The 12,373-nt window shown below is 41.7% G+C and carries 13 protein-coding genes; 3 read left to right on the top strand and 10 right to left on the bottom strand.

The annotated features are described in order from the left end of the window. Positions 1-474 precede the first annotated feature (474 nt). Positions 475-1,992, top strand: coding sequence for a DUF3360 family protein (locus KO530_RS06975; RefSeq protein ID WP_216047700.1), 1,518 nt, complete (start codon positions 475-477; stop codon positions 1,990-1,992). Between the two features lie 55 nt (positions 1,993-2,047). Here the strand turns inward: KO530_RS06975 and KO530_RS06970 are convergent, their stop codons facing one another. After that, on the bottom strand, positions 2,048-4,363 hold the full coding sequence (locus KO530_RS06970; protein ID WP_216047699.1) for an FdhF/YdeP family oxidoreductase: 2,316 nt from the start codon (positions 4,361-4,363) through the stop codon (positions 2,048-2,050). Between the two features lie 82 nt (positions 4,364-4,445). Between KO530_RS06970 and KO530_RS06965 the strand changes: the two genes are divergently transcribed. Beyond that, positions 4,446-5,372 carry a bestrophin family protein gene (locus tag KO530_RS06965; RefSeq protein ID WP_216047698.1) on the top strand — a complete coding sequence of 309 codons (927 nt, stop codon included), beginning with the start codon at positions 4,446-4,448 and terminating at the stop codon, positions 5,370-5,372. A gap of 126 nt (positions 5,373-5,498) precedes the next feature. On the opposite strand, the gene trxC is transcribed toward KO530_RS06965, so the two are convergent. The 5 genes from trxC to KO530_RS06940 form a co-directional block, all read right to left on the bottom strand. After that, positions 5,499-5,945, bottom strand: coding sequence for a thioredoxin TrxC (gene trxC / locus KO530_RS06960; RefSeq protein WP_252728962.1), 447 nt, complete (start codon positions 5,943-5,945; stop codon positions 5,499-5,501). 176 nt (positions 5,946-6,121) lie between these two features. After that, a complete protein-coding gene (locus KO530_RS06955) occupies positions 6,122-6,499 on the bottom strand; it encodes an MliC family protein (protein WP_216047697.1) in 378 nt (125 codons plus the stop codon). Between the two features lie 176 nt (positions 6,500-6,675). Further along, the gene (locus KO530_RS06950) at positions 6,676-7,038 is read right to left on the bottom strand and encodes a DUF4870 domain-containing protein (RefSeq protein WP_216047696.1); all 363 of its coding nucleotides are present in this window, start codon (positions 7,036-7,038) and stop codon (positions 6,676-6,678) included. A 369-nt stretch (positions 7,039-7,407) separates the two neighbouring features. Continuing rightward, positions 7,408-7,689, bottom strand: a complete 282-nt coding sequence (locus tag KO530_RS06945; protein ID WP_216047695.1) for a hypothetical protein — start codon at positions 7,687-7,689, stop codon at positions 7,408-7,410. A 123-nt stretch (positions 7,690-7,812) separates the two neighbouring features. Beyond that, positions 7,813-8,196 carry a hypothetical protein gene (locus tag KO530_RS06940; RefSeq protein WP_216047694.1) on the bottom strand — a complete coding sequence of 128 codons (384 nt, stop codon included), beginning with the start codon at positions 8,194-8,196 and terminating at the stop codon, positions 7,813-7,815. Between the two features lie 183 nt (positions 8,197-8,379). Here KO530_RS06940 and KO530_RS06935 point away from each other — a divergent pair, with 183 nt between their 5' ends. Further along, positions 8,380-8,568 carry a DUF6435 family protein gene (locus KO530_RS06935; RefSeq protein ID WP_216047693.1) on the top strand — a complete coding sequence of 63 codons (189 nt, stop codon included), beginning with the start codon at positions 8,380-8,382 and terminating at the stop codon, positions 8,566-8,568. 138 nt (positions 8,569-8,706) lie between these two features. Here KO530_RS06935 and KO530_RS06930 read toward each other — a convergent pair whose 3' ends face one another. From KO530_RS06930 to KO530_RS06915, 4 genes are all read right to left on the bottom strand, one after another. Then, entirely contained in the window at positions 8,707-9,120 is a 414-nt protein-coding gene (locus tag KO530_RS06930) for a group II truncated hemoglobin (RefSeq protein ID WP_216047692.1), read from the bottom strand. A gap of 145 nt (positions 9,121-9,265) precedes the next feature. Then, a complete protein-coding gene (locus KO530_RS06925; RefSeq protein WP_216047691.1) occupies positions 9,266-10,441 on the bottom strand; it encodes an aminotransferase class I/II-fold pyridoxal phosphate-dependent enzyme in 1,176 nt (391 codons plus the stop codon). 94 nt (positions 10,442-10,535) lie between these two features. Next, a complete protein-coding gene (locus KO530_RS06920; RefSeq protein WP_216047690.1) occupies positions 10,536-11,471 on the bottom strand; it encodes a carbon-nitrogen hydrolase family protein in 936 nt (311 codons plus the stop codon). A gap of 65 nt (positions 11,472-11,536) precedes the next feature. Then, positions 11,537-12,373, bottom strand: coding sequence for an alpha/beta hydrolase (locus KO530_RS06915; protein ID WP_216047689.1), 837 nt, complete (start codon positions 12,371-12,373; stop codon positions 11,537-11,539).

The following is a 12,373-nucleotide window of genomic DNA, read 5'->3' as shown; positions in this document are numbered from 1 at the left end:
TCTCAGCTACAACCACCATTTATTAGCAAAAAATGACTCTTGTATTTATGCCTACGAATCAAGGGTATTTTTACAAAAAATTTTAGACATAAAATAAATAAACTGACTGTTATCTATATCTTTTTTGAATAATTGGCGGTGCTCAGCATTGTAAGTCACAAATTCTAAGCAAGCATTAAAGAGTAAACTCTAATCAGTTTTAAAAAGCAGGAAGTTAGTTGATACCCATGTGGTTATTCAATTTAGCGGGCATCTAGACCGAAAAATAGGCTAATCATTTGATTTGTATGTTTAAATTAACTGATATTTTCTAATTTACTACAATTTACATTCACAAATTTCAACGAAAATATGTAAGACCTTAGGCTTATCGTAATTTTTTAAAAGCTGATCTATTCTACGCCCTCAACATTCATTTGCTTTAAATAAAGCTATTTTTTATTTTTTAAGAGCAACTATGTTGCCGGGGAAATCATGAATACCACGCCGCAAGATGAGATTACATCTGGAGCTGAAAAGGTGACGGAGAATCAAGCCGTTTCCGATAGCTATGAAAAACTTCACAAACCGAGCTCTGAATTCGCAACGAGAGACGAATACCTAGAGCACGAACTGCAAATTATGCAGCCAAAACGCTGGCGACCTAATCTACCGTTTAGGGATTACCGTTTTGAATTCGAAGACACCATTCCCGCGATGGCAGCCACAATTGGAAAAGTAGTAATGGTTGCGGCCATTGCAGCTACCTTTGCTGGCGCGCTAGGGTTGGGCGATGAGTTTGTTTTAGAAAATGTGCGCTACGAGTTACTCATAGTGTCCTTTTTCATTATTTTGTTTTCGGGTTTTATTTTGCCTACCGCTAATTTAGCCGGAACCCATGGCCCGTTAATTCCGTTAATCCCCATTGTTGTCGCCACTGGCGGACACCCGATGGCATTTGGACTACTTATTGGTGCCTTTGGATTGATATTGGCATTCAGCAAAGGCGGAAGTCTGCTCGCCCGACTCACGAGTAAAGGAGTATGTGGCGGCCTACTACTTTATTTAGGCTTTATTGGCACGATTTCGCAGGTTAAAAAGCTGTTTGTTTGGGCTGAAGGTATTGATAAAACGCACATTGCTTTTATCGTTATTCTGGCCACAATTTTACTTTACGCGTTCTTAGAGCATTATAAAAAGCGTTGGTTAGCCGTGCCCTTAAGTTGTGTTTTAGGCGGCTTTACAGCCTTTGCTTTAGGTGCACCATTTGAGTTTCACACTGCACCTGGGCTACCGAATATGAACCCAATGTATTGGTGGGGAGAAAACACGGGGTGGATGTTGGGCTTACCGACCGCCGAAAGTTTTATTGTCGTGTTACCTTTTGCAATTCTTGCTGTAGCAATGTGGTCTCCCGACTTTTTGGGGCATCAAGTGTTTCAAAAAATAAGCTACCCAGAGCGTACTGAAAAAGTGCAAATGAATATTGATGACACTATGCTCAGCGCCTCAGCTCGACAAACCTTTGGTTCTATTTTAGGTGGCGCTAACTTCGCTTCGTCTTGGGGTACTTATATCGTCCCAGCCGCCATTGCTAAACGTCCAATACCTGCTGGTGCGATTTTAACCGCGTTATTCTGCGTAATTGCCGGAGTTTGGGGATATCCAATGGATCTCGCCATCTGGCAACCAGTACTGTGTGTAGCATTAATAGTAGGGGTTTTTATTCCGCTTCTAGAAGCTGGCATGGAAATGACACGTGAAGGCAAAACCACACAATCTGCGGCGATAGTGGTATTCGCTTCAACATTGGTGAACCCTGCGTTTGGTTGGTCTCTGACTATGTTGCTTGATAATTTAGGATTAATCGGCTGTAAAGAGAGAAGCTCAGAGTTAACTCACATGAGCCGTTGGATTATTCCGCTTGTCATGTTTGTTATATTAACCAGCGTAATGGCTATGGTTGGCATGTTACCGGGCATTCCAGCATTAATGCCTAGCTTTAGACACTAACTATTTGTAACACGGCAAGCGCAATTAGAGCGCTTGCCGTATTTTACTTTGATGATTAACCAGACGCGTGCAAGCTGATCACAATCGACTTATAGGCTGGTGTGTTACTTTTATCTGCAACACTGCCAATGGGTATCAAATCGTTGGTTTCAGGGTAATAAGCCGCTGCACACCCTCTAGGAATTGCATATTCTACTAGCGCAAAATCAGTCACTTCTCTAACGCTCGCCTTATCATTTGGCCAATGGCTACGAATAGTTACTTTTTGACCGCTGTGCAACCCTAATTCAGCAATGTCCTGTTTATTAATGAACAACACCTTACGCGTACCACGTACGCCACGATAGCGATCATTATTAGTGTATACAGTGGTGTTAAATTGGTCGTGACTGCGAATGGTCATCATCAATAAACCCCCTTCTGGCACCTCAACATTATCAATACTGTGCACCATAAAGTTTGCCTTCCCAGTAGCAGTGAGGAAGACACGAGCATCTCGCACACCATTGGGAAGTACAAATTCACCTAACGCATCAATTCGTTGGTTAAAGTTTTCAAAACCGGGGATCACATTAGCAATATGATCACGAATAAGACGGTAATCATCACGCAAGGCTATCCAGTTAACGCTATCGTTTTTAAGGGTGTGGTGCGCGAGTTGGGCGATAATATCCACTTCACTTTTCAGCAAATCTGACGCAGGCGGTATTTTACCGTGAGAGGTTTGAATAACGCCCATCGAATTCTCAACGGTGATGGTTTGAACACCGCCCACTTGAGTATCGATTTCTGTGCGCCCTAACGCAGGTAAAATCAGTGCTTGCTTGCCAGTATAAAGATGCGAGCGGTTGAGCTTAGTTGACACCTGCACCGTTAATTCGCATTGACTTAGCCCTTGTTCATTGGCTTGATGATCAGGCATGGCCCTAAAAAAATTTCCACCGAGGGCAAACAGAACTTTAATTTGGCCTTGCTGCATACCATGCACAGTCTCAACTGCATCAACACCGTTGTCTCGTGGAGGGTTAAAGCCAAACTCTTGTTCAAGTGCATCTAGAAATTCAGGATTCGGTTTTTCCCAAATACCCATGGTACGGTCACCCTGCACGTTGCTATGACCTCGCACTGGACACACACCGGCTCCGGGCTTACCTAAGTTGCCTTGTAACATTAAAAAGTTGGTCATTAGCTGAATATTGGCCACCGCATTTTTATGCTGTGTCATACCCATTGCCCAACAACAAATGGTTTTTTTCGATCCACAGGCAATATCTGCGGCCTGTTCAATAAGGGCTTGGCTTAAACCACTACCTTGCTGGATGTCTTTCCAGCTCGTTTGCTCGATATCGGCTTTGAACTCATCAAAACCGTGGCAATACTGCTCAATAAAATCGTGATCCAATACCGGCTGATGTTTGTTATCACGCTCAATTAATGCCTTACACAAACCTTTTAATAAGGCTACATCGCCATTTATTTTCACCGGCAAATACAAATCTCGAAGGGCGGTGCCGTTGCCAATAACACCCGAGACTTCTTGTGGGTTTTTAAAGCGTTTTAGACCTGTTTCATCCAGTGGGTTAATGGCTACGATTTTAGCGCCATTACGTTTTGCATCTTGCAGTGTTCCCAGCATTCGCGGGTGGTTTGTACCTGGATTTTGGCCAAACACAAAAATTGCCTCGGCCTGCTCTAAGTCTTCAAGGCTTACTGTACCCTTGCCCACTCCAATGGTTTCACCTAAGCCCACGCCACTTGATTCATGACACATGTTCGAACAATCGGGCAAATTATTAGTACCAAATTTACGCACAAATAGTTGATATAAAAACGCAGCTTCGTTGCCGGTGCGTCCAGAGGTATAAAAGGCAGCTTGATTAGGGTTATCCAATAAATTTAATTGCTTGGCAATTAATTCAAACGCACTGTCCCAAGCAATTGGTTGATAGTGTTCTGCGCCCTCGGGCAACCACATTGGCTCAACTAAGCGCCCTTGATCGTTTAACCATCGGTCGGATTTTTCACATAACTGACGAATACTATGCTTGGCAAAAAACGCCCCATCGGCTCGTTTAGTGGTCGCCTCATCTGCTACCGCTTTTGCACCGTTTTCACAAAACTCAAATGTAGCCCGTTTATTTAATGGATCAGGCCAAGCGCAACCAGGACAATCGAACCCTTCGATTTGATTCAAATCAGACAGCAGCCGCGTACCTTTAAAGGGCCCAGCTTTGGAAGTGACGTTCTTGTATGCAGAAATGACGGCAGGGATGCCTGCGGCCCACTCTTTGGGCGAACTGATTTCAATACGTTGACTATCTGCTGGATCAAATGAAGGCGGTTTTCCATTAGCCGGTGACGCGGTTTTCATGTTGGCTCCTAATATTAAGGTTCGCTGAAATTTATTCGTTATGTCTTTATAATGTCGCACAATTGTTCAGTTAGAGGCTTCTATGATTATACGCGATAATCCCCATTCACTGCGCTTGTTTTTTATTATAAGGGGCTCTGTTTTACCTCTTGTCTACCTTAGAATAATTTTTATCACGCTATTAGGCGCTGGAGTCGCGCTTGTGCAACATTTTTACCCTGCAACTTTTCCCAGCTTCACCCTCGCTCCAGTGGCGCTATTTGGTGTCGCGTTGTCGTTGTTTCTTGGTTTTAGAAATAACGCAAGTTATGACCGCTGGTGGGAAGGGCGTAAACAATGGGGCAAACTTATAGTGGCATCTCGAAGCCTTTCGCGAAAGATGGTCTCTTATGTTGACGGTACGCAAAAACAAGGTGCTGAAATGCAAAGGTACGTAATAAACTTAATTATTGCGTTTAGCCACGCGCTGCGTCACCAATTACGTAGCACAGATCCATGGCCTGACATTACTCCTTACATGGCACAAAATGACATCCAGTTTCTGCGGGATGCTCAGAGCTTAACCGATGGAATTTTACGTTTAATTGGTGCAAAACTAGGGGAGTGTCGACGCCAAAATTTAATATCAGACTTTTTAATGCTGAAAATGGACGAGCATATGACGGCAATGGCAGATGTGCAGGCCTCATGCGAACGCATTCAAAATACTCCATTACCCTTTGCTTACATGCTGCTTGTTCAGCGTACTGCTTATTTGTACTGTTTTATTTTACCCTTCGCCATCGTTGCCTCACAAGGCTTAGTAACGCCTCTATTTAGCGCAATAATTGCGTACACATTTTTTGGATTAGATGCATTAAGCGAAGAATTAGAGGAGCCGTTTGGGGTATCAGCCAATGACCTGCCATTACATGCGATGTCGAGAACAATTGAAATAAACCTGTTGGATATTCTAGGCGAAAAAACACTTCCTAATCCTATTCAAGCCCATAACCATCGATTGGAATAGACCATCAGCCATAACAAAGCTGCAAAGTTAGGTTATTAAGGTAAACATTGCAGCTGAGAATTGGTTTGGCGTAGCCTCTGGCAATCGCCTATGGAAAATGAACAATGGAAATTAACGTTTCCATTGTTACACTGCGGGTAAGTTTTGCGCTAACCACTGTTTAAATTGAGGTTTTGGTAACGCCCCTGACAAACGCGCAACCTCCTTGCCATGATGGAATATCATTAACGTTGGAATAGAACGAATTTGATAGCCACCAGCCGTGTGCTGATTATGCTCTGTATCTAATTTTAGAAAACAGGCTTGAGTAGACATTTCACTCGCCACTTGTTCAAAAGTGGGTGCAAATTGTTTGCATGGGCCACACCATGATGCCCAGAAATCAACCACTACGGGTAAACCGTTATCGGTAATAAAACGGTTAAAATTCTGGTCGGTAGCGATAACAGGATGGTTAGAAAGCACCGGTTTTTTGCACTTCCCACATAGAGGTTTATCATCAAGCTTGGCTTTGGGAAGGCGGTTTTTCGCATTACAATGTGAACACACAATTTGAATAACTGAATCTGTCATCTTAAACCTCAATGAAAACCTACATTATTACCTTCAAACATTGAAAGTGCAGGGTTTAAGTTAATATGGGTTTCGTGCGGTTTTAATTCAAGTAGAGCAAGATTAACTATTTGCTGTATAAAGAAAAATCATTCAATTTAGGTTAATGATTGCTGTGCTAATGCCTAAAAAACAGTCTACTGTTTGACGCACTCAATGGGCATCATCCTACCAATTTCAACAGTCAGATTATCGCCTTTTCCACGAATAGTATTAGGGCCATTGCTGTAAATGAATCCCGAACCACTTTTTTGCTGAAACAACTTAATTTCATCTGAATTTCGCAACAACACTGCCACTTCTTGCTCAGTGTAAAAACGCACTCGTAAGTTCTCACCGTTGACACAACTGAAGGCCACGTCATAGTCAGGCGTTGATATATTCTGATTCGTCGTTGTAGTACATCCAGCTAATACACTCAGCTGCAGCGTGATAAAACCAACAATGACGCCCCTAAGAGTAACTCCATGTCTTTGGGTAAAAGCACGATTGGCTATCGGATTAATATTTACCATGGGATACAACCTCCTTGCGGTATGCGATAAATTCTCAACTTTAACTTTTGAGTAGGGATAATATTTTAGTTAGGTTATTAGCGCTAAAAACTCAAAGACATCAGCTGTAATGACGATATAGCCACAGACAGAATAGAGAAGCTCTCTAAGTCTTTTCTGTGGCCTGCGCGATCCGCTTATTTAATAAATTTGATACTAAGAGGGTACACCCAAACCTCTCCATTATTGGCTTTGATTGCAGCAATAATGGCAAACACTAAATTAAGTACGGCCAACACAATAAGCCCTAAAACACCGATAAATACAAACACTAAAATAGCGCACACTATCGAATAAATAAAAACACTAATCAGCCAATTAACGGTTATCTTTCCATGTACGTCAATAAGTTCATTTTTATCTTTATTGGTAGCCCACATGACGATGGGTAAGATAAAACCCAAGCCTGGTATGATAATACTAGTTAACTGACTTAAATGAATTAACATACAGTAAGTGTTTAACGGCATTCCCCAATATTCTTCTTTATTATCATTCATATCACTCTCCTTGTATTGAGTATTTCGGGGGGCGGCAGAGCCCCATTGGATTAATTGTTAAAGTCTTTTGGTTAACTGTTTTACTATTGTCAGATATGTCATTATACAAAGCACAAATTATGTTTTAACGATAATGATATGCAGGTCGAATGGCAAAAATAGCGATGTATATAACTGACCATAAGATACCAAATTCTATAGAATATTCTACGTTTCTGCGTTTTAAATATTAGCTAGCCACAAACCCAACGAAGTACTAAAGCGGGGGTAGAGGAATAGCGCAAAAGCTCTGTACAATCACCTTGTCTGTTTATAGCCACTTTTAACTATTTAGTTACTGACACTGCACTCATACATTTAATATTAAATTCAAAGAATGGAAACCGTTTCAATTTCCATAACAGAGTTGGCATTAGCGCGTTCGATGATTTTGACTAATGCGGATTGAATAACCTCATCAACCCTCGCATCGGTTTTGCTTGAAAAGCGCTCTTCTTGCACCTCTGCACCCTCTTCTAATAAAAATTGAACGGCAACTTCGGTAGCTTTATCGGTACTTTGACCAAAATATTCCAAGGTAATTGTTGGATAACCTTTAAACCCCTTTTTTACCTGTTTCGCAATGCGCTTTTTCGCTTTATCTACATTCATGCTAAATCCTTTATAACGCTGCAACTAATCGAAAATACAGCAGCAAAGTAAGCCACTAAATTTAGTGGCACTGTAATTACAAAAATCCTGAGAGACTCGAGTGTGAACCCTTAAAATAATGGCTTAACGACATTGATTGATAACAGCTAACCGTAAATCAATATGCGCGACTAAATAACCGTACTGTTTTTTAGAAAGCGCTGCTTTTTTATATTCTTGTTTGGCGAATGCATGAGTCCAGATTTCTCCACATGGTGGATCTGGAATGCTAGTATCTATCTCAAGAAGATGTGTTTCGCTTATGCTATGCCCGTTTTTAACAATATTCTTTGCACACAGACTAAGTGCGTACTCCACCGCATACTTATCAACACTTGGTAAACCGACAAATTCAACCTCACAAGCGAGTTTTTGATTGCCTTTAGCGTCCACATAAGAAAGCTGCCCCGTTGTGCATGCTGCTAGCAATGTGACGCTGAAAACGACCAACAATTTTATTAAATTCAAACTATTACCCTGTGCAATTACAGCCCGTTTAACTATTGTAGCGGCATAATCATCAATCGAATGTAAATTCAGGTTATATTGTTTTTCATCAATTTATCGGAACTTAGCCATTTTTCACACTCTAATTTATGAACTATTTGCATATTCTCACGTATAAAATCCAAGACAAAAAGGAACTAGTTTATGTTTTCAATATTTAAGAGCGACCCAACCAAGAAACTCAGAAAGGAACATGCTTTAAAATTAGAGCAGGCCATGCATGCCCAGCGAAAAGGTGATATTCGAAGTTACTCTCAACTGACCTACGAAGCTGAGGAGATTTATAGCAAAATTCTAACCATTGAAGCATCACAGGAAAGCCTGCGGAAATAGGGTAACTCCCCCGAATAGCGCTTTAACTTTGCTTTACACATCGCATGTTTAGCTACGGATATAGCTATCGCGAGCATAGATATCATAGCTAAGAAGTCAAAGTGATAGATTTACCCCATAGCTTTTTTCGAAGGATGGTTAACCTTTAGAAACCACTCTAATTCGTTCAGCTGGAACCCTTAGTTGCTCCATCAAATACACTTTAAACGAGGCTTCATAAGGTTGTTCATCTACGGCTTTTTGCATACATAAAAGCCAAGCATCTCTTTCCTCAACGCCAACAGACAAGTGTCTGTGTGCAAAAGGAATGTTAATAGCCCCGTAATGCTCGGCATACAATTTAGGACCACCAAGCCAACCGGATAAAAAATAAGTCAACTTTTTACGAGACTCCGTTAAATCATTTGAGTGCATATTTCTAATCTTTTGGGCTTCACCGAGCACAGTCATATTCTCGTAGAACGCATCGACCAGTTTAGTTATGCCAGGTAATTCACCCGCCATAAGGTAAGAATTGTTTCCTACCCCGTACTCACGATTTTTTAAACTCATAAAAGACCTTTATTTACCCATGTTACGAACTAAAACAGCGGCTTCAGAGCCTGTTAAACGAAAAAATCAACAAAACGAGAAACTCAACAATTAAAAACTTTTCACTTGAACTGCAATTCATAATTGCCCGTTGAGACCCTTAGTTTCAAACCATCAGTTTTTTCATAAAGCCTGCGAGCCTTTGCAAGCCTTCCTCTAACTCTGATTCAGCAGAAGCAAATGATAGGCGCACAAAATGATCCCCTTGATACTCACCAAAATCATTGCCTGGCGTTAACGCCACGTGCGCATCTTGCAATACACGTTCACAAAAATCCATCGCGGTGAACCCGGTGCGGCTGACATCAATATAAACATAAAAAGCACCGTCAGGCTGAACGGGCACCTGCAAATTACATTTTTTCAACCCCGCCAGCACCAATTCTTTGCGGGATTTAAGCGTTTCTCGACGTGACTCACAGACCGCAATAGACGCTGGAGTAAAACAGGCTAGCGCTGCTTTTTGCGCTAAAGTCGATGGACAGATATAATAGTTTTGCGCCATACGCTCCATCACTGGTATCGCACGTTCAGGCACCACGCACCAGCCTAATCGCCAACCTGTCATACCGAAATACTTCGAAAAACTGTTGATGACTAACGCCTCATCATCAAATGACAGAGCCGTGACAGGTTGTGTGCCAACGTTTCCATGATGCAAATTTAGATAGATTTCATCAATAATGCGCCACGCTCCACGGCTTTTCGCAAATTCACACATTGCCGCCAGTTCATCAGGCGCGACAGCCGTACCTGTAGGATTAGACGGCGTAGCGAGCATTAAACCACGAGTGCCCGCTTGCCAATGCTTTTCAAGTAACGCCATGTTCAATTGAAAACGCGACTGTGCTTGAGTTGGCACCAGTTGCACACTGCCGCCAAAGCTCTTGATAAACTGACGATTACAGGGATAGCAGGGGTCACCCATAATGACGTTATCACCGGGATCAACAAATGCCGCAGATAACAGTAACAAGGCCGCAGAAGCTCCTGCAGTAACCACAACACGATTAGGATTTAAATCAACATTGTGGGCGGTCTTATAAAAACCCGCTATGGCCGCGCGCAATTCAGGCAAACCTAAAGCTGAGGTATAAGGCAGTGGAGCAGTGGTTGCTAAAGTTTGCATGGAGCGTAATACATCAGGTGGCGCACCAAAATCTGGCTCCCCAATGTTTAACTTAACGATATGATGGCCTTGGGCTTCTAACTCGGCAGCTTTAGCGCCAAAAGCCATAGCGAAGAAAGGGGAAATGGCTTGCGCACGTTGTGAATATTGCAATTGATAAAACTCGACTTATTGATGAAAATAATTTGCCAATTGAAGCAAAGATGAAGGTCTATTATTTTGCCATTTTTAGCCAAGCAAAACATCACTAATTGTTATTTTCAGTCTTCACAATTGTTGCCGCTGGGCGAGCTTGCTCGTTAACGGTTAGTTGAAAGATATCTGGACGGGAATAGTGCCCAGCGGGATCTAAATCATATCGAGCTTTAACAATCTCGTCTAAATCAATCTCAGCACATATTAATCCCTCTTCATTGTATAAAGGGCCCGCTAGTATCTCACCCATAGGTGAAATAATCACGCTACCGCCTCTAATTAGAGGTTTATCCTTTGGCCAAGATGGATCTAGGCTGTTTTCTGCAGTCGGTGAGGATTGATATTGACAAGCACTGACTAAAAAGCAGCGTCCTTCATAAGCGATGTGTTGCATGCTTGCCTGCCATATATCGCGATCGTCAACCGTTGGTGCACACCAAATTTCAATACCTTTGGCATACATTGCTGAGCGTAACAACGGCATGTAATTCTCCCAGCATATGGCCGCACCAATACGCCCTGCAGATACCTCTAACACGGGTAATGTCGAACCATCACCTTGCCCCCAGATTAACCGTTCACTGGCGGTGGGCATCAATTTACGATGCTTACTAATTTCACCTTTTTCGGTAATGAATAACGCCGTGCAATAAAGAGTTGAACCACCGCGCTCGATAATCCCTATCACGATTGACGTATTACAACTTTTTGCCAGTTCAACCAACTCTTGCACTTCCGGACCATCAATATCAATTGCTTGCTGCCAGTAATGTAAAAAGTCTTCACGCCCTTGCTCCGTTCGATATCCCACTTTAGTGCCAAAGTCAGCTCCCTTGGGGTAGCCACCCAAAAGCGCTTCTGGCATCACTAACAAATCACATTTGGAATCTAAAATACGCTCTTTATAACCTAAGATCAGCTGTAACGTTTGCGCCGTTCCTTGGGAGGAAGAGCCAATCTGTAAAGCTGCGATAATTTTCTTTTTCATCGGGAATTCTCAACGTAATTTAAGCCAAAATTTGGATTTCTGACCTGCTGATTAAACAACTATGCTTACTCTTTTTTGCTTCTAAATATCTTATCAAATGCGTCATAAACTGCTAAATGCAAAGTGTCGCCATGACTTAGTTGCTCAAAATAATTAAAAAAAACGGCATCGTGCGAAGGTTTATTTGCTATAACTTTTTCAAATAGCGCTTTTGCTACTCGCTCCATTATTTCACCCTCTTTCCCTACGCCTATATAAATGGATTTAGGCGAACTTGAGGTTAATGCTGTGAATTTTAATAGTGACTCATCATCCCACCATAAACTCGGGCTGATAATAATATAGTTATCAAATAGATTAGGCTTTTTGAACAAAATTTCAGTGGCCAGCAATCCTCCTAATGATTGACCAATAATGGTTTTACTGGCATTTGCTCGATAATTTTTCGCAATCAATGGTTGGATTTCTGTACCGATAAACTGAATAAATTGTTCAGAGCCTCCACTTGTTGGAAAGTCTTTTTGATCTAAAAGGTTATTAGAGGGGTAGGTAAAATCGCGCTTTCTATCAACATTTTCAATACCTACAACAATGCTTTCTGGGAGCTGATTTATCCAAGAAAATGAGCCAAATTGGACTAAACCGGCTAAATGAATAAAATCTTCAGAGGCAGATCCATCAAGCAGATAAATCACCGGATAATGTTTATCAATAGCCGCGTCATAGCTGCTAGGAAGATAAATGTTAAGGATTCGATTTTCATCTAAAACAAGGGAATGAAACTCGATAGTGTCACCAATCGTAAACTTACTTTTAGCAATTATTTCAAGTTTAGTCTCGGCAAGTAGATTATGGCTACCAACCAAACATAAAACCAAAATGAAAAAATTCGTAATCTTCAT

It is taken from the genome of Aliiglaciecola lipolytica, assembly GCF_018860635.1.
Taxonomy (GTDB): Bacteria; Pseudomonadota; Gammaproteobacteria; order Enterobacterales; family Alteromonadaceae; genus Aliiglaciecola; species Aliiglaciecola lipolytica_A.
The sequence above is the reverse complement of the archived record's forward strand: the minus strand, read 5'-3'. Positions and strand labels throughout refer to the sequence as shown.

Coding starts and splice junctions, on each gene's coding strand:
- KO530_RS06975 (WP_216047700.1), top strand. CDS start 475: ATGAATACCACGCCGCAAGATGAGATTACATCTGGAGCTGAAAAGGTG.
- KO530_RS06970 (WP_216047699.1), bottom strand. CDS start 4,363: ATGAAAACCGCGTCACCGGCTAATGGAAAACCGCCTTCATTTGATCCA.
- KO530_RS06965 (WP_216047698.1), top strand. CDS start 4,446: ATGATTATACGCGATAATCCCCATTCACTGCGCTTGTTTTTTATTATA.
- trxC (WP_252728962.1), bottom strand. CDS start 5,945: ATGACAGATTCAGTTATTCAAATTGTGTGTTCACATTGTAATGCGAAA.
- KO530_RS06955 (WP_216047697.1), bottom strand. CDS start 6,499: ATGGTAAATATTAATCCGATAGCCAATCGTGCTTTTACCCAAAGACAT.
- KO530_RS06950 (WP_216047696.1), bottom strand. CDS start 7,038: ATGAATGATAATAAAGAAGAATATTGGGGAATGCCGTTAAACACTTAC.
- KO530_RS06945 (WP_216047695.1), bottom strand. CDS start 7,689: ATGAATGTAGATAAAGCGAAAAAGCGCATTGCGAAACAGGTAAAAAAG.
- KO530_RS06935 (WP_216047693.1), top strand. CDS start 8,380: ATGTTTTCAATATTTAAGAGCGACCCAACCAAGAAACTCAGAAAGGAA.
- KO530_RS06930 (WP_216047692.1), bottom strand. CDS start 9,120: ATGAGTTTAAAAAATCGTGAGTACGGGGTAGGAAACAATTCTTACCTT.
- KO530_RS06920 (WP_216047690.1), bottom strand. CDS start 11,471: ATGAAAAAGAAAATTATCGCAGCTTTACAGATTGGCTCTTCCTCCCAA.
- KO530_RS06915 (WP_216047689.1), bottom strand. CDS start 12,373: ATGAAGATTACGAATTTTTTCATTTTGGTTTTATGTTTGGTTGGTAGC.